The sequence below is a fragment of the Chitinophaga sp. 9-1-y genome (genome assembly GCF_059511905.2).
The window spans coordinates 3,107,067-3,123,719 of record NZ_CM197955.1 but is presented as its reverse complement, the minus strand read 5'-3'; the positions used below and the strand labels follow the sequence as shown (position 1 = coordinate 3,123,719).

At 45.4% G+C, this 16,653-nt stretch carries 17 protein-coding genes and 4 tRNA genes; 9 read left to right on the top strand and 12 right to left on the bottom strand.

Annotation, left to right across the window (positions count from 1 at the left end):
- Positions 1-88 precede the first annotated feature (88 nt).
- Positions 89-2,164 carry a transketolase gene (gene tkt, locus AC5ZC7_RS12215; protein WP_496161583.1) on the top strand — a complete coding sequence of 692 codons (2,076 nt, stop codon included), beginning with the start codon at positions 89-91 and terminating at the stop codon, positions 2,162-2,164.
- A gap of 8 nt (positions 2,165-2,172) precedes the next feature.
- Entirely contained in the window at positions 2,173-2,922 is a 750-nt protein-coding gene (locus AC5ZC7_RS12210; protein WP_496161582.1) for an HAD-IIB family hydrolase, read from the top strand.
- Here AC5ZC7_RS12210 and AC5ZC7_RS12205 read toward each other — a convergent pair.
- The 6 genes from AC5ZC7_RS12205 to AC5ZC7_RS12180 all read right to left on the bottom strand — a co-directional run bounded on the left by AC5ZC7_RS12205 (position 2,907) and on the right by AC5ZC7_RS12180 (position 7,273).
- Positions 2,907-3,914, bottom strand: coding sequence for a glycoside hydrolase family 130 protein (locus AC5ZC7_RS12205; RefSeq protein ID WP_496161581.1), 1,008 nt, complete (start codon positions 3,912-3,914; stop codon positions 2,907-2,909). The genes AC5ZC7_RS12210 and AC5ZC7_RS12205 overlap by 16 nt on opposite strands.
- Positions 3,915-4,028: 114 nt before the next feature.
- A complete protein-coding gene (locus AC5ZC7_RS12200) occupies positions 4,029-5,255 on the bottom strand; it encodes a tetratricopeptide repeat protein (protein ID WP_496161580.1) in 1,227 nt (408 codons plus the stop codon).
- 163 nt (positions 5,256-5,418) lie between these two features.
- Positions 5,419-5,495 (bottom strand) — tRNA-Arg (locus tag AC5ZC7_RS12195).
- A gap of 147 nt (positions 5,496-5,642) precedes the next feature.
- Positions 5,643-5,716, bottom strand: a tRNA-Arg gene (locus tag AC5ZC7_RS12190).
- Between the two features lie 193 nt (positions 5,717-5,909).
- A complete protein-coding gene (locus AC5ZC7_RS12185; RefSeq protein WP_496161579.1) occupies positions 5,910-7,022 on the bottom strand; it encodes a heparan-alpha-glucosaminide N-acetyltransferase domain-containing protein in 1,113 nt (370 codons plus the stop codon).
- A 177-nt stretch (positions 7,023-7,199) separates the two neighbouring features.
- Positions 7,200-7,273, bottom strand: a tRNA-Arg gene (locus AC5ZC7_RS12180).
- Between the two features lie 246 nt (positions 7,274-7,519).
- On the opposite strand from AC5ZC7_RS12180, the gene AC5ZC7_RS12175 reads away from it, so the two are divergent.
- Positions 7,520-8,473, top strand: coding sequence for a Dyp-type peroxidase (locus AC5ZC7_RS12175; protein ID WP_496161578.1), 954 nt, complete (start codon positions 7,520-7,522; stop codon positions 8,471-8,473).
- 83 nt (positions 8,474-8,556) lie between these two features.
- Here AC5ZC7_RS12175 and AC5ZC7_RS12170 read toward each other — a convergent pair whose 3' ends face one another.
- Complete coding sequence (locus tag AC5ZC7_RS12170; protein WP_496161577.1) at positions 8,557-8,874, bottom strand: hypothetical protein; 318 nt, start codon at positions 8,872-8,874, stop codon at positions 8,557-8,559.
- Between the two features lie 281 nt (positions 8,875-9,155).
- Positions 9,156-9,232: transfer RNA gene (locus AC5ZC7_RS12165), tRNA-Arg, on the bottom strand.
- A 121-nt stretch (positions 9,233-9,353) separates the two neighbouring features.
- Between AC5ZC7_RS12165 and AC5ZC7_RS12160 the strand changes: the two genes are divergently transcribed.
- Together AC5ZC7_RS12160 and AC5ZC7_RS12155 are read left to right on the top strand one after the other, a co-directional pair.
- Positions 9,354-9,827 carry a 23S rRNA (pseudouridine(1915)-N(3))-methyltransferase RlmH gene (locus AC5ZC7_RS12160; protein ID WP_496161576.1) on the top strand — a complete coding sequence of 158 codons (474 nt, stop codon included), beginning with the start codon at positions 9,354-9,356 and terminating at the stop codon, positions 9,825-9,827.
- Between the two features lie 33 nt (positions 9,828-9,860).
- Positions 9,861-10,472 carry a rhomboid family intramembrane serine protease gene (locus AC5ZC7_RS12155; protein ID WP_496161575.1) on the top strand — a complete coding sequence of 204 codons (612 nt, stop codon included), beginning with the start codon at positions 9,861-9,863 and terminating at the stop codon, positions 10,470-10,472.
- A 48-nt stretch (positions 10,473-10,520) separates the two neighbouring features.
- Here the strand turns inward: AC5ZC7_RS12155 and tilS are convergent, their stop codons facing one another.
- Entirely contained in the window at positions 10,521-11,858 is a 1,338-nt protein-coding gene (gene tilS, locus AC5ZC7_RS12150) for a tRNA lysidine(34) synthetase TilS (RefSeq protein ID WP_496161574.1), read from the bottom strand.
- A 24-nt stretch (positions 11,859-11,882) separates the two neighbouring features.
- A complete protein-coding gene (locus AC5ZC7_RS12145; protein WP_496161573.1) occupies positions 11,883-12,194 on the bottom strand; it encodes a hypothetical protein in 312 nt (103 codons plus the stop codon).
- Positions 12,195-12,330: 136 nt separating this feature from the next.
- Between AC5ZC7_RS12145 and AC5ZC7_RS12140 the strand changes: the two genes are divergently transcribed.
- From AC5ZC7_RS12140 to ispE, 4 genes are all read left to right on the top strand, one after another.
- A complete protein-coding gene (locus tag AC5ZC7_RS12140; RefSeq protein ID WP_496161572.1) occupies positions 12,331-13,071 on the top strand; it encodes an electron transfer flavoprotein subunit beta/FixA family protein in 741 nt (246 codons plus the stop codon).
- Positions 13,072-13,107: 36 nt separating this feature from the next.
- Positions 13,108-14,079 carry an FAD-binding protein gene (locus AC5ZC7_RS12135; RefSeq protein ID WP_496161571.1) on the top strand — a complete coding sequence of 324 codons (972 nt, stop codon included), beginning with the start codon at positions 13,108-13,110 and terminating at the stop codon, positions 14,077-14,079.
- Positions 14,080-14,269: 190 nt separating this feature from the next.
- A complete protein-coding gene (locus AC5ZC7_RS12130; protein WP_496161570.1) occupies positions 14,270-14,869 on the top strand; it encodes a bifunctional nuclease domain-containing protein in 600 nt (199 codons plus the stop codon).
- Between the two features lie 76 nt (positions 14,870-14,945).
- Complete coding sequence (gene ispE, locus AC5ZC7_RS12125; protein WP_496161569.1) at positions 14,946-15,755, top strand: 4-(cytidine 5'-diphospho)-2-C-methyl-D-erythritol kinase; 810 nt, start codon at positions 14,946-14,948, stop codon at positions 15,753-15,755.
- A 3-nt stretch (positions 15,756-15,758) separates the two neighbouring features.
- On the opposite strand, the gene rplT is transcribed toward ispE, so the two are convergent.
- Positions 15,759-16,103: a 50S ribosomal protein L20 gene (gene rplT, locus AC5ZC7_RS12120; protein WP_078673350.1), complete on the bottom strand. Its 345-nt coding sequence runs from the start codon at positions 16,101-16,103 to the stop codon at positions 15,759-15,761.
- Positions 16,104-16,152: 49 nt separating this feature from the next.
- A complete protein-coding gene (rpmI, locus tag AC5ZC7_RS12115) occupies positions 16,153-16,350 on the bottom strand; it encodes a 50S ribosomal protein L35 (protein ID WP_079471802.1) in 198 nt (65 codons plus the stop codon).
- Between the last annotated feature and the right edge of the window lie 303 nt (positions 16,351-16,653).

Genomic DNA, 16,653 nt, shown 5'->3' with positions numbered 1-16,653 from the left:
GGCATGCAGACTGCCATTTCCGCCAACCTTATGAGCATGATGTTTGTTGACCTATGTGTGATCTTTTTCACCTTTAAAAGACATCTTCATGAGTAACAATACCGCGGTCATACCCAATCCTGCTGCACTGGATGAATTATGTATCAACACCCTTCGTTTCTTATCTGTAGATGCCGTACAGAAAGCTGATAGCGGGCATCCCGGACTGCCCCTGGGAGCTGCTTCAATGGCTTATGTGCTTTGGTCCAGGTTTTTGCGGCATAACCCTGCTGATCCTGACTGGTTCAACCGGGACCGCTTTGTCTTATCTGCCGGCCATGGTTCTGCCCTGCTGTATAGTCTACTGCACCTTACCGGGTACGATTTATCCATGGAAGAAATCAGGCAGTTCCGCCAATGGGGCAGTAAAACACCGGGGCACCCGGAGCGGGGACTGGTTCCCGGCGTGGAAGTTACTACCGGTCCCCTGGGGCAAGGATTTGCCAATGGAGTAGGTATTGCCATGGCAGAAGCATACCTGGGCGCAAGATATAACCGTCCGGGTGATTCGGTGATCGATCATTATACTTATGCCCTGGTCAGCGACGGGGATCTGATGGAAGGCGTTGCCGCGGAAGCCGCTTCCCTGGCCGGACACCTGAGGTTAGGCAAACTGATTTATTTATATGACGATAACCGCATTACCCTGGCATCTGCTACGCCGGTCACCTTTACAGAAGATCATGCCATGCGGTTTGAGTCGTACGGATGGCATACTCAAAAAGTAGCCGACGGCAACGACCTGGAAGCCATCGATCGGGCTATCCGTGCGGCGCAGGCGGTGACGGACCGCCCTTCCCTGATACTGGTACGCACCCATATCGGTTATGGTTCTCCTAACAAACAGGATACTACCGCTGCCCATGGCTCTCCGCTTGGGCCGGAAGAAGTAAAGCTCACCAAAGAAAAGCTGGGCTGGCCTACCACACCGGATTTCCTGGTACCTCCCGAAGCAGCTGCTCATTTTCGTATAGCTGTTGACGTTGGCAAAAAGGAAAGCGCAAAATGGGAAGAACAAATGGTGATTTATGCACAGAAATACCCGGACCTGGCGAAAGAGCTGCGCTTACTGATACATGGACATATACCGGAAAACTGGGACAAAGACATTACCCCATTTCCCGCTGATGCAAAAGGACTTGCCACCAGGGCTGCTTCCGGCAAAATCATGCAAGCCTTCTTTCCGCACCTACCCGGCCTGATAGGCGGCTCCGCCGACCTCAATACTTCTACTAATACAGAACTAAAAGACGCTGGTAATTTTGAAAGCCCGCTCATGAAAGTGGGCGACCTGCAGGGATCTGCCGGCGGTGCATGGAGTTATGAAGGCAGAAATATACAATATGGCGTGCGTGAACATGCCATGGGAGCTATTTCCAATGGCTTGTCTGCACATGGGGGCATTATCCCCTACTGTGCTACCTTCCTGACGTTTTCGGATTATATGCGCCCATCGATACGATTGGCGGCGTTATCGGAACTGAAAGTCATATACGTGTTTACGCACGACAGCATCGCCATGGGAGAAGATGGCCCTACCCATCAGCCGGTGGAATTGCTGGCGGCACTACGGGCTATCCCTGACCTGGTGGTGATTCGTCCGGGGGATGCCAATGAAACCATTGCTGCCTGGCAAATGGCCATATTGTTACCCGATAAACCCGTAGCGCTGATCCTCTCCAGGCAGGCGGTATCCACAATAGATCGCAGCAAATACGCTGCGGCAAATGGGCTACGTTTTGGCGCCTATATTGTTTCTGAAGCGCCCAATGGTGTACCGGAGCTGATTCTCATTGCTACCGGTTCGGAAGTAGACCTGGCACTGGCCGCCCAGGAAAAACTAAAATCACGTATAGCCGTTCGCGTAGTGTCCATGCCCAGCTGGGAATTATTTGACGCACAGCCGGCTGCCTACCGGGAGCAGGTATTACCAGCCGCTGTTACCGCACGGATATCAGTAGAAGCAGGCATCTCCATGGGCTGGCAACGTTATACCGGCGACAAAGGCCTCAACATTTCCATAGACCGCTTTGGCGCTTCTGCGCCCGGCCCGGTGCTATTGCGGGAATTTGGTTTTACTGCTGATAACATTTGCGTACAGGCGTTAGCGTTATTAAATAAATAATACGGTCTATGAAAAAACTGGTCGTATTCGATCTCGATGGTACCCTGGCGCCGAGCAAATCTTCTATAGATGAGGAAATGAGCGCATTACTATATTCCCTGCTACAGGTGGCCAGGGTGGCTATTATCTCCGGTGGCGCCTGGCCACAATTCCAAAAGCAGGTGCTCGCGCACCTGCCTGCAGGAGAACGGTTACAACAACTATCTATTCTGCCTACCTGTGGTACCCAATTTTATGAATACCGCAACGATTGGTCACTGCTATATGCAGAAAATTTCACGGCAGCAGAAAAGGAAAAAATCGTTACTGCTTTACGGAATGTAGTGACGGAACTCAGCTACACACCGCCGCAATTGTGGGGAGAACAGATAGAAGACCGGGGCAGCCAGATCACGTTTTCTGCACTGGGACAAGCAGCGCCACTGGAAGAGAAACAAAAATGGGATCCGGATTTTGCCAAAAGGCAAAAGATGAAAGCCATGCTGGCACAGCTGATCCCGGAATTTTCCGTTAACCTGGGTGGCACCACCTCTGTAGACATTACCAAACCTGGCATCGACAAAGCTTACGGCATCCATAAGCTGGAAGATATCTTACACATTACCATTGCTGAAATGCTTTTTGCCGGCGATGCCATTTTCCCTGGTGGCAACGACTATCCGGCCAAAGAAGCAGGGGTAGACTGTATCCGGGTGCGTGATCCGGAAGAAACCAAGCGGGTGATAGCTACTATTGTAGCCTGTTACACCGATTTATGAGCGAGTAATTCGTTGAGTAACTCCGTGATGCTAACCACGCCTGTCGCAATTACTTCATCACCGGCGCCATAGTAAATATAGAGTGCATCGTGGAATACCGCGGTGCCTGTAGGAAAACAAACATTATCTACATCTCCCCTGACTTCCCAAGCCCGCTCTGGTACTAATATCGGGTGAGGCAAGCGGGCTATTTCCTTCATGGGATTATCGAGGTCCAGCAAAGCGGCACAGCCTACATATACGTATCCATGCTTTGTTTCATGCACACCATGATAGATCAGCAGCCAGCCATGCGGCGTTTCTATCGGTGGACAACCAGCGCCCACATAGCTTATTTCATGCGCATACCTGGAAGAAAGTACAATATGGTCCTTCAGATGCAGGAAATAATCTTCCCAGAAAGCCGGGGTTAATTCCGATAAATCATTCACCGCTACCAGCTGCACATCGGGCTTGATACGATGCAGGAAATATAATTTGCCGTTGATTCTTCTCGGAAAAAAAACAACATCCTTATCCCATAATTTTGGGTTGAAACTGTTGTAGGTAGTGTATTTCTCGTTAAGGGTAAAATTAGTAGCGGCTAGTTTTTTAAATGTTAGAAAGTCCATCTGCGCCACTATCAGCCCTTTCTTTTCAAAATGAATACCATCTGAGGAAGTGGCCAGCGCTCCGCAGGCGTTAGCGCCATCATAGGCAGTATAAGTGAGATAATATAGATCGTCGATCTTTACTACTCGGGGATCTTCCAGGCCTTTCGACTCATAATCATGTTCCGGGAAAAGCAGTGGTTGGGTCATGCGTTCCGTAACTGTCAGCGGGCCACTAAGGCGGCAAAAGCCAATGCTGGAATGATTTCCCTGCTGCACAGCTCTATAATAAAAAAGAATGTCATCACCTTCTCTGATGGTAGCAGGGTTTAACACGCCTTCTTTTTCAAACGCCAGCGTGGTGGGTTTCAGTAACACGCCTTCTTTTTTGATCCGTATCATAGTTCCTGGTTTCCTTTTTGGGCAAAATGATGACCGGCCTGTTGCCGGATGATCAGATAACAACCCGTAAAAGATAATGTTTTTTACCGGAACTCCCTTCCCAGGAAATGTATACTATTCAAATCCCGCTAATAATTCATCTACTTCCGGACCATACAAAGCGGCAAACCGGAAACGTTTAGCCTGAAGCAAGGCTTCCCGGGCTGCAATACGATTATTTTCTTTCAGGTATAAGAGGGCCAGGTTACGGTAAGCGTATCCATTCCCTTTGTGCAAAGTGAGGGATTTTAATATGAATTCACGTGCGGCATCCAGCTGCCCTAGTTGCATCAGGGCGTAGCCTTTATTGTTATAGGCAAAGGCGTTGTATTCGTCACCTCCCAGGGCAATGGCGCGATCCAGTAAGCTGATGGCCTGCTCATATTTCCCGGTATCGCTATAAAAGAATCCAAGGTTGTTCAGTAGATAAACGTCGTCCGTATCGTGGGGTAATTGCTGATATATTTTTTCCGCCTCTTCGACTGCTCCCATATGGCGGAGGCAACTTGCCATGTTTTCCATAGTATAAATATTGCCAGGATCCAGTCGCAGCGCATCTTTCAGATGAGGATACGCTTTATCATATGCGCGCTCTTTCATCCAGGCAATGGCACATAAAACGTATGCATCCATAAACGTGGGGCTGGCTTGCAGTGCATACCAGCAATAATTCCGGCACAGCTTAAACTGATTAAACCGGTAATAATAATCGGCTGTTTTCAGGTGTTCTCCTGCCTGCTTTTCCTTTTGGGATTTTCCGGATAAAAAGCGGACCATGCCTTCTTTCATCCAGTCCCGTTGAGGCTCCCGTGCGGCATAATCCATAGGCACAAAGAGGTAATAGTCTACGTCTTCCTCCCCATCTTCCTCCATCTCTTTTCCTTCTTTTTCAGCCAATGCCTCCACGTAATCTTCAAAAATAAGTCCACCCCTTTCCAGTTTTTCCCGACAAGGGCCCTGCACACTTAGCATTGCCAGCAGCAGGTCTTCTGCCATTAAATCCTTAGTGCTATGTATTAGCTTGTTTATTCTCCAGGCTCCATCCATCAGTTCTTCCAGTTCTACTGTCAAAGGGATGGCCAGCAGGTCAGATACCGTTTCCAATTGCACCCACTCCTGTGCACTTAGCCGCTGTAGTATTATGGCCCGGTCGTCTTCCGGGATGGGTAGGAAAACATCATCCCGATGCAATAGCATCAACAATACAAGCAGGCTGTCTATATAGTAAATTTTATTCTCCAGGCTGAAGCTCCGCGCATCGGCCATTACATCAGCCATTTGATCAGACAAAGAAAGGAGCATACTATCAAATATAAAATATAAAAATATAATTTTTAATGAATGTTATTGGGAGAAGTCAGGCGCTTAGCACTTGCGTCACTATGGGTTAAACCAGGTTGCCATTCCCCCTGGGTCAGGGCATAAAAAAAGGACGAACCGGTGTAACCCTTGTTCGTCCTTTCGTTGGTGACCTCATCTGGATTCAAACCAGAAACCTTTTGATTCGTAGTCAAATGCTCTATTCAGTTGAGCTATGAAGCCGTTTTCCCCTTTCGGGATTGCAAATGTAGAATATTTTTTTATTCTAACAAATTATTTTTCAAGTTTTTATATCTGATAGCTTTTCTTCAGATTTTTCATTTAGATAGGAAATGCTGCACTTATGTATGCAGCATTTCCATCTTTTAGTGACCTCATCTGGATTCAAACCAGAAACCTTTTGATTCGTAGTCAAATGCTCTATTCAGTTGAGCTATGAAGCCATTTCCCCGTTTGGGATTGCAAATGTAGGATTTGTTTTAAATTTAACAAAAAAAATTTAAAATATTTTTTCAGATACTATCGCTAACGGATATACGTAATTAAAGGAAACACCAATAAATACTCCATTTCAGGCAGTCCGGCGAGCGGGTAATTATTTCGTATATACTAGTACGTTAGTAGTTGTTTTTCGTCTTATACTTTAATGATAATATTTCTACGGTACATCCATCCCACTGGCACCAGGATCACCAATACCAATAATATCGCGGCTCCCAGCGAAGCATGGTAAGGCGATAACCAACTGGCAAAAACCGTTTGATAAAACCATTCATGCAGGTTGGTATCTTTCATGGGTATATAACCCAATATCTTCGGCACCAGCCCGGAAAGTACAAAAGCGGTAATGGCATTGCGGCCAAAAGCCACAAAGGGCGTGAGATAGCGCTGATGCTGCTGTACATCAATCAGCCAGTAACAGGATGCCAGCGCCATGGTAGCCAAACCGCCGGTATATAGTACAAATGAGCTTGTCCACAACGATTTATTAATCGGGAAAAAAGGATCCCAGGTCAGCGCTAACAACACCGTAATAAAACCATACACAAACATCCAGGACACTTTTACGGCCTGCTCCTGGTCTTTACGCTGCAGCCAGGCCCCCACCAGCATACCAAATATGCCGGTACCAATAGCCGGAATAGTACTGAGAATCCCTTCAGGGTCCCAGGTTTTAGAGCCAGCCCATAAATGGGCCGGTGTAAACACCAGGCGATCCAGCCATGCCCCCAGGTTCGTTTCCGGCTCCAGGTTAGGCGCGCCAATACCTGGCACAGGAATACAGGTCATGATTATCCAGTAGCCCAGTAATAATACTACGCCTGTCCATAGCTGCGTGCGCCGGCTTGTTTTAATGAACAGGATGGCGCAAATGCTGAACACCACTCCTATTCGTGGCAACACCCCCGGAAATCGCAGATGCGCAAAATTGAATTTAGGAATAAGGCTCAACAGCCAACCCAATGCAATAATAGTGGCCCCTCTGCGCAAAGCCTGCCAGATAAGTTTTTTGTGTTGCGTTGGATCCTCCTTCCGGCTTCCCAGCGCATAAGCAACAGACACCCCTACAATGAACAGGAAGAAAGGGAAAATCAGGTCGGTGGGTGTACAACCATTCCATTTGGAATGTTCCAATGGCGCATATACATAGCTCCAGTTGCCAGGGTTATTCACCAGTATCATGGCGGCTACCGTCACGCCACGAAAAAAATCCAGTGATAATAATCGCTGCTTTACTGCTATCGGCATGTTGATTTATTTTTCGGTTTTCGGCTCTTACCGGAGCTCAGCTCCACTTCCGGCAAAGTGATAGTAACGCGGGCGACAAGCACCTTGTGTGATAATAAATATAAAAAAAGAAAGGACAGAAAGAAAGGAATGCGGTAAAATAAAAAAGCCTCCAGGTATTACCTGAAGGCTTTTTTGTGACTCCGTCTGGATTCAAACCAGAAACCTTTTGATTCGTAGTCAAATGCTCTATTCAGTTGAGCTACGGAGCCATTTCCCCGTTTGGGAGTGCAAATATGTGGCAACTTTTTATTTTAACCAAAAAAAAAATTGCTCATTGCCCTATCGCCCACGTATATACGTCTATCGGAAAATACTGCAAACGTAGTGTAGTTGTAGATTTTACCGGATTTAAACATCACTAAAAAAAAGAGATTTCTATCCAAACACCCTCTTATATCAATAGTAGAATTTAGTAATTTGGAGGTACCTTTACGATAACACCAATATATCAGCACATGGCAACAGTCGGCACGATCAACACCAATAACCCGCAAAATGTAACGGATTATCCAAACAATAATACTTACTTCCTCGTATGGAACTTTAAGGACGGCTTAGCCGCAGCGCAGATAAAGCCTGTTTTCCAGCGGGTCTGCGCATTGGTGATTAATCTCAATAACTCAGCCCTCGATCGCTTTCCCGATGCAAAGGCAAGCTGCGTTATGGGCATTGGTTACGAGGCTTGGCTGAAACTGGATTTACCGAAGCCTTTACCACTGGAACTTAAAAGCTTTGAAGCAATACCCGGTGGCAAACATACCGCCGTTGCCACCAAAGGCGATCTGCATTTTCACATCCGCTCCGATGCAAAGAGCCATGCATATGATATGGCTTCCGTTATTGCGGATTTCATGAAGGAAATAGCAGATTGTGTAGTAGAAGTACAGGGCTTTCGTTATTGGGACAGCCGCTCTATTTTGGGCTTTGTAGATGGTACGGAAAATCCGCACGGAACAGACCGTGATTATTTTGCGGTAATTGGAGAACAGGATCCGGCCTACAAAGGAGGCAGCTACCTGTTTGTACAAAAGTACCTCCACAACCTCAATGCGTGGAAGTCGCTCCCGGTATCCGAACAGGAGAAAGTTATCGGACGTTCAAAGGAACATGACATTGAAATGAGCGATGAGGTAAAACCTAAAAACGCGCATATTGCGCTGGCAAATATCGGTGATGACTTTAAAGTAGTGCGGGATAACATGCCCTTCGGCAATGTATCTACCAATGAAATGGGGACCTATTTTATCTGTTATGCCAGCACTTTCACTACCGTAGAAAAGATGCTTCGCAATATGTTTATAGGTGACCCGGCAGGTAACTATGACCGTATCCTGGATTTTAGCACGGCCACCACCGGGAGTTTGTTCTTTGCCCCATCAATGGATATGCTGGATGCCTTTGCAGGATAAGCGATTACTAATTTTTATGAAAAATGTCCGGTAAACTGGCTATGAATGGCCATTTCACCGGACTTTCCATAATATTCTTTTAGTTAAAAAATCAATCCTAATCTAAATAATACATACCCTGCCACCAGCAAAATTGGACCCAGAAAAGCCAGCCACGACATAGAAGGATGTGGTAAGGCTTCCAGGAGTGGCAGCAGTTCTTCATTCACTTCATATAGCTTGTTATCCGTTTTACGAACGCACCACATTTTACCCAGCGGGAACAGTGGAATCCAGTAAAGATGTGCGTAATTCTGCCTGACTTCAAACCGCACAAAATCAGGTACGTCGCTGAAGACGCCTATGTCTGCCAATTGGAACGATTTCATCAGCAAACTTCTGCGGCCATAAAAAAATATCATAGTATAGGTGTAAAAGGGTTTAACGCAACAGCGCAATCATAACAATATATAAACTATTAATATAATTTAATAGTTCCGATTATAGTATTTTCTACTTGATATGTTGATCCACCGGTAACATAAATATGTTGTGAATACCGTGGTTTAAAAGGATCGTCTTCCGGCCAGCCCTTTTTAATGCCGGGTATATCAGGTTGCTAAAGTATTCACGCTTGGGAAAATCGCCATTAATACGAAAGAAGGGATAAAAGTAAAGCCCCATCAGTGATGGGGCTTTATCCTGGTGACCCTGTCAGGATTCAAACCTGAAACCTTCTGATCCGTAGTCAGATGCTCTATTCAATTGAGCTACAGAGCCATTTAATAGTGGAATCATAAAGTTATCTATTTTTCGCAAACTGCCAAACTGTTATTAAAAAAACGCTCCAATCTTCTGATTTACACTTACTTTTACAACGATTGATTAATTATTGTAAGACGTGAAAATTCAACTCTGGAGCATCGGAAAAGAACATGATCCCTATATCAGGGAGGGCATTGCTGTTTTTCAAAAAAGACTACAGCATTATGTAGATTTTGAAGTAAAGCTGATCCCTACTGTAAAGCAGGCAGCCAGTTTATCCGTGCCTGAACTAAAAAAACAGGAAGCAAAAATCATCCTGGATATGTTGCAGCCCACCGATTTTTTGCTGGCATTGGATGAAAAGGGGAAGATGATGACAACAGTACAATTTGCAGATTTCCTGCAACAACGTAATAATGCCGGTACCAGGCAATTGATTATACTGATAGGCGGCGCTTTCGGTATAGATGCCACGGTATTGCAAAGAGCGCAGTTGCAAATGTCTTTGTCGCCCCTCACCTTCCCGCATCAGCTGGTGCGACTAATTTTCACCGAACAATTATACCGTGCCTATACTGTGTTGAACAGGGAAAAATATCATCATCAATAGTTATATTCAGGATACCATTAACAACCCGTTTATATGACAATTACGATCAGCTTAATCATTATCATTATCACCGCCATTATTTCCTTTACGGCACTCCAGAACCAGGACCAGTTGGAAAAGCTGATGATGCGCCCTTACATGGTAAGTCGTTATCACCAATATTACCGCTTTGTCACGTCTGGTTTTGTACATGCCGATGCCGGGCACCTGATATTTAATATGCTCACCTTATGGTTTTTTGGGGAGTTCATTGAAGGGGTTTTCCAACAACTATTTCAAAATAAATTGGTGTTTGTAGCCTATTATATACTGGGCATCATTGTGGCAGATATTCCTTCTTACATAAAAAACCGCAATAATGAGCACTACGCGTCGCTGGGCGCTTCAGGAGCCATTTCTGGTGTGGTATTTACATCGATCCTGATCACGCCGTGGCAGAAAATTTATGTATTTGCGGCCATTCCATTACCGGCTGTTATCTACGGTGTGCTGTTCCTGGCGGGATCTGCGTATATGTCGAGGAAAGGCGGTGACAATATCAATCATTCCGCGCACTTCTGGGGGGCCATCTATGGCTTTGTATTCCCGCTGATCTTCTATCCTCAGCTGGGTACTTATTTCATCCAGGCGCTTTTGCACCGGTAATATCAGTGGATGGATTTAGTTACGGGAGATGTAACTAAATCCATCTTTTTATTTAATAAAGTCTATGCTCAATACCCCTTTTGTTTTGGAGGTGATTTTCGCCCGGTCATCTATTCTCATCCCTACTATCCATACAATCCGTTTGTTAGATTCCAGCACCCATACCTTTTCTTTTTGTGGCAACGATAGTTTCTGATCAATGAGGAAACGACTTACCTTTTTCTTTTTGGGCATCCCGAGGGGATAAAAATAATCACCTTGTTTCCATTTGCGCAAAATCAGTGGAAAGCTTACTGCGGCGGCATCCAGCCAGGCAGTTTCGGTAGCAGCAGGAATAGTCGCCGTACCTCTCTCCTGCTGACGCACATGCAGTTGGCCGCCTCCAAAATGAATAGTTGACTGCCCTGGTTCAATCACCACCAATGACGCGGTGGCGGTAGTAAGTGGTGTAATCAGTAACCATTGGCGATTGCGGATAATACGATGGGTGCTGGTTTCCACGTACCGGCCGGATTCGCTCTCCAGTAACAGCAATACCTGCTGTGTTTGTGCTGAGGAACATCCAAACGTACGAAACAGTTCCCAGGCAATGGTTTGCAGCGGTATACTTTTTTGCAGTTTTAGCACCGGTACTTTCCACGTGCCATTTTCCTCGAAAAGCAGGCGTTTGCGATGTTTATCTATCGCTTCCCGGTAAAGGATTTCGGCTTCTTTCATCCGCTCTATGGTAGCGGCCATATTCTTTACCGCAGCCGGAAATGCTTCCTTTAAACGGGGAATAACCTGATGCCTGTAAAAATTACGTGTATACTTATCCGTTATATTGGAGCTATCTTCTACATAGGCAATATTATGCATAGCGGCATAGGCTTCCAGCGTTTCCTTTTCCGTAAACAGCAGAGGGCGGATCAGGTGTTCCTGTTTCGGCAATATGCCATGCAAACCGGCGATGCCGGTGCCTTTTGTAAAATTCATCAGGGCCGTTTCCACGCTGTCCTGCATATGATGTGCAGTGGCAATGAATGCATAGCCATGTTCCGCGCGTATTTGTTCCAGCCAGTTATAGCGCAGCTCCCTGGCTGCCACCTGGATGGTAATGCGCTGGTCCTCCACGTAAGCTTGCGTATCAAACCGGGTGGTGTATAGCGGTAATTCCAGGGTGGTTGCCAGCTGTTTTACAAACGCTTCATCTCTTTGGGATTCTTCTCCCCGCAACTGGAAGTTACAATGGGCAATACCTGCCTTGTAACCGGCTTGTTTGAAGAGCCAGGCCATTACTACAGAATCGATGCCGCCGCTAACGGCCAGCAGCACTTGTTGCCCGGGATCAAATAACTGTTGACGGGAAATATAAGCGGAGAAATTAGTTACTAAATGTTGAGGCATCCGTTGTTGATTGGATTTAAAAGATCAATACGCCAGTTCTTCGTAGGCAGATTGCAGTTCGTTATAAGCATGTCTTTCATTACCGGCTTTGGCCATCGCCATCCCGGTTTCATACACCTTCAGGGCAGCAGTATTATCACCCGCCCTTTCCAGCAACTTTCCCAGTTGATAGTAAGAGCCTACATATCCTGGCTCGTTGGCCAGCAGCTCTTCGAACTGCTGCCGGGCAGCCGCATCATCGTTGATCTTAATATACTCCAGCCCCAATGCGTGCTTCAGGAAGCTGTCGTTGGGCGTAGCCAACAAAAGCTGCTTTATTTGTGCGATTCTGTCCATCCTGTTTTATTATTATCTTATTATACAATATGTCAATCGTTATACTGATTAAAATCATCTTCTCCCCTTGTGGTTGGCGTACTTTATTTAGATATATTTGCTATTACCGCATTTTTAAATAAAACAGTTTAAGGCCATGAAGATTTTAGTATGTATCAGCAAAACTCCGGACACGACTGCAAAAATAGCTTTCACGGACAATAACACGAAATTCAATGAGGCTGGTGTACAGTTTATCATTAATCCATACGACGAATGGTATGCATTGGTGAGGGCGCTGGAGCTGAAAGAAACCATCGGAGCGGATGTGCATCTTATTACCGTAGGCGGAGCAGATTGTGATCCTATTATTCGTAAAGCCCTGGCTTTGGGTGGCGATGAAGCTTTCCGTGTAAATGCAGACAGTGCAGACAGTTATTACATTGCTTCGCAGATAGCGGCGCATGCCCGGGATAAGCAATACGACATTATTTTTACCGGTAAAGAAACCATTGATTATAATGGCTCCGGCATAGGCGGTATGATCGCGGAACTGCTGGAACTGCCTTATGTATCTATTGCTGCCAAATTTGATCTGAGTGGCACCGTAGCCACTGTAAACAGGGAGATTGAAGGTGGAGAAGAAGTATGTGAAGTATCACTTCCGGTAGTAGTTTCCTGCCAGAAAGGAATGGCGGAGGCCCGTATTCCTAATATGCGCGGTATTATGGCGGCTAGAACCAAACCATTAAGTGTAGTTGAACCAGTAGCTGCGGATGCACTGACTGCCGTGGTAGGCTTTGAACTGCCGCCGGCTAAGGCAGGTGTAAAACTGATCAGTCCTGATAACGTAGAAGAACTGGTGAAGTTGCTGCATGAAGAAGCTAAAGTGATCTAAGGGTAAACTATCTCTCAACTACTAATTAAATTATTCATGTCTATATTAATATTTGCCGATCAGGCGCAGGGTAAAATCAAAAAAGCAGCGCTGGAAGCCATTACTTATGGAGCCAAAGTAGCAGAACAACTGGGTACAACAGCCACAGCGCTGGTATTAGGTCCCGTGGATGCCAGTGAACTGGCGGCATTGGGCAATTACGGCGCCCAGAAAGTATTGCACGCTGCCGACGCCCGCTTACACGAAGTAGAAAGCATTGTATATACTAAAGTGATTGCAGAAGCAGCTGGCAAAGAAGGCAGTAAGGTGATCATCTTCCCGCACAACTTTGATGGCAAGGCTGTAGCGCCAAGAGTAGCAGCCCGGCTGAAAGCTGGTTTGGTATCAGGTGCCGTTTCCTATCCTGACACCAGCAATGGTTTTGTGGTAAAAAAGAACGTGTTTTCCGGTAAGGCATTTGCCAATATCAACATCACTTCAGATATTAAAATAATCGCGATTATACCTAACACCTTCCCTCCGGTTCAGGGATCAGGTACAGCTACTGTGGAGGCTTTCAGCCCGGCTATCAACGATGCCGACTTTAAAGTGAAGGTAGTAAAAACAGAAACCGTGAGTGGTGATATTCCTTTAACGGAAGCTGAAATCATTGTCAGTGGTGGTCGCGGATTGAAAGGGCCTGAGAACTGGGGTATACTGGAAGATCTGGCTAAAGCACTGGGAGCAGCTACTGCGAGTTCCCGCCCGGTGGCAGATGCCGGCTGGCGTCCGCACCATGAACATGTGGGTCAAACGGGTTTAACGGTACGTCCTAACCTTTATGTAGCCATTGGTATTTCTGGTGCAATACAGCACCTGGCTGGTGTAAATGGTAGTAAGGTGATTGTGGTGATCAATAAAGATCCGGAAGCTCCTTTCTTCAAAGCGGCCGACTATGGTATTGTGGGTGATGCGTTTGAAGTAGTGCCTGCGCTGACAAAAGCAGTGAAGAAATTTAAAGAAGGATAATAATCATCGTTGCGAATTAAGAATTACGAAGGGCTGGTACAAACTTTAAGATCGTGTTAATCCTGTCAGTCGTAATTCTTAATTCGTAACGCTTATATTAGGCATTTATCATGATAGATTTTTTTTAGATAAGGAATATTTTTCTAACTTCACGGTCTTACAAACTATTCAGCGACAACGCAAGACAGATATGAGAAAAATAGAACTGGAAATAGTTGCTTTATCGCACAGCATTACGCAGACTCATTCATATGCCGTGGTACTGGGAGAAGTAAATGGGTTACGCCGTTTGCCTATTGTGATTGGAGGCTTTGAAGCGCAGGCGATTGCGGTAGCGCTTGAGAAAATGCAACCCAGCCGGCCTTTAACACACGACCTGATGAAGAACTTCATGAACGCCTTTAATGTAGAATTACAGGAGGTTGTGATCAGCAATTTACAGGAGGGCATTTTTTATTCCAAGCTTATCTGTGCCAATAACGATGAAACCATCGAGATTGATTCCCGTACATCTGATGCATTAGCGCTTGCGGTTCGTTTTGGCTGCCCTATTTATACGTTTGAGAATATTCTTAACAGTGCGGGCATCTTACTGGATGATCCTGCCGGTAAGAAAAGTAACAAGCCGGTGACCCCTACCATTTCGGAGCATGAAAAAGGAGCAGAAGACGACCTCAAAGCCATGAATGTAGAAGAATTAACTACACTCTTACAGGAAGTATTGGAACAGGAAGATTATATCCGTGCCATCGCCATACGCGATGAGATTAACAGCCGCAAAAGCAAATAAATTCTTTTTTCAGTAAAAGCGATGCAGCCGGCAGTACGATACTGCAGCTGTTGCTTTGCTATGCAATGAATGCTACATGATTGTATTTCCCAATTGTAAAATAAACCTGGGCCTGCATATTACCCAAAAGCGCCCGGATGGTTTTCATGACCTGGAAACCATTTTTTATCCCCTGCCTGTTTGTGATGCGTTGGAAGGTATTACACATGCTACATTAGCATTTGAAAGCAGTGGCATTGCGGTTCCCGGTGATGTGGCCGACAATCTTTGCCTCAGGGCGTTTCAGCTGTTACGGCAGGATTTCCCCCAGGTACAGCCCTTAAATATTCATCTGCACAAAAACATTCCAATTGGTGCCGGTCTTGGAGGAGGTTCTGCAGATGCGGCGTTTATGCTGAAGCTGATCAACCAGAAGTTCCAGCTTGGTTTGACTACTGACGCATTGGTGGCTTATGCGGCACAGCTAGGCAGTGATTGTCCGTTCTTTATCCTTAACCAGCCCTGCTTTGCTACTGGTCGCGGTGAAATTATGACACCTGTTACCCTGGATCTTTCCGGGTATTCTTTTTTGTTAGTACATCCAGGGATTCACGTAAACACCGGATGGGCATTTAAGCAACTGACGCCGAAACCAGCGGCCTGGTCGTTGCCGGAAGTGATTCAATTACCGGTAGCGGAATGGAAAGATAAAGTGACGAATGACTTTGAAGCGCCTGTATTTGCGGCGCATCCGGTGTTGGAGAAAATAAAGGGCCAATTATATGAAGCGGGGGCTTTGTATGCTACGATGAGTGGTAGTGGATCTGCTTTACTGGGTATCTTTCCTAAAAACAAAATAGCTGACATCTTGTGGGATGCCAGCTACCGGGTATTTACTATCAGGTAAGTCTTACTTTACTGAAGCTACCAGTGCTTTAAAAGTTTCTGGTTCATTCATAGCCAGATCAGCCAGAACTTTTCTGTTCAGGTCGATATTTTTACCAGCTAATTTGTTCATAAACACAGAATAGGTCAACCCTTCTGCTCTAACAGCAGCGTTGATACGGGCGATCCACAGCTGACGGTAGTTTCTTTTCTTTAATTTACGACCTACATAGCTGTAAGTGAGTCCTTTTTCAAGAACGTTTTTCGCTACGGTGTAAACATTTTTTCTTTTACCGTAGAAGCCTTTGGCTTGCTTTAAGATCCTTTTTCTCCGGGCTCTTGAAGCTACGGCATTAACTGAACGAGGCATTTGCTTTGTTTTTTTCTCAGGTTATAAAATTCGATTCTTTTGACAGATACTAGCGCATTCCGAGCATTCTCTTAACCAGGTTAAGATTTGCTTCGTGAACCAGCGTACTACCTCTTAAGCTACGTTTTCTTTTCGTAGATTTTTTAGTCAGTAAGTGGCTTTTGAAGGCCATGAACCGCTTAATCTGTCCGTTCCCACCAACCTTGAACGTTTTCTTGGCACGGGAATGTGTCTTTACTTTGGGCATCTTACATCAAATTTGGTCTGCAAAGGTATGAAATTAATTCAATAAAGCACAGTCTTGTATAAATAAATAAGCCCGGATCCCAAATGTGGATAACTTATTAATATTTTTTTACCCCTCCGCAAGCTATTGACAATCAGTTTTCCTTTCATCTTCCCTTCAACTTATCTGGCCCCTATTCATATTATAATTATTATCACTTTTTTTATTTTACTATATTATTTATAATTTTAATGCTAATTTAATTACATATTTTAACCATACTATGTATAAACACCTGACGCCTATGAAACCATTTTACACATT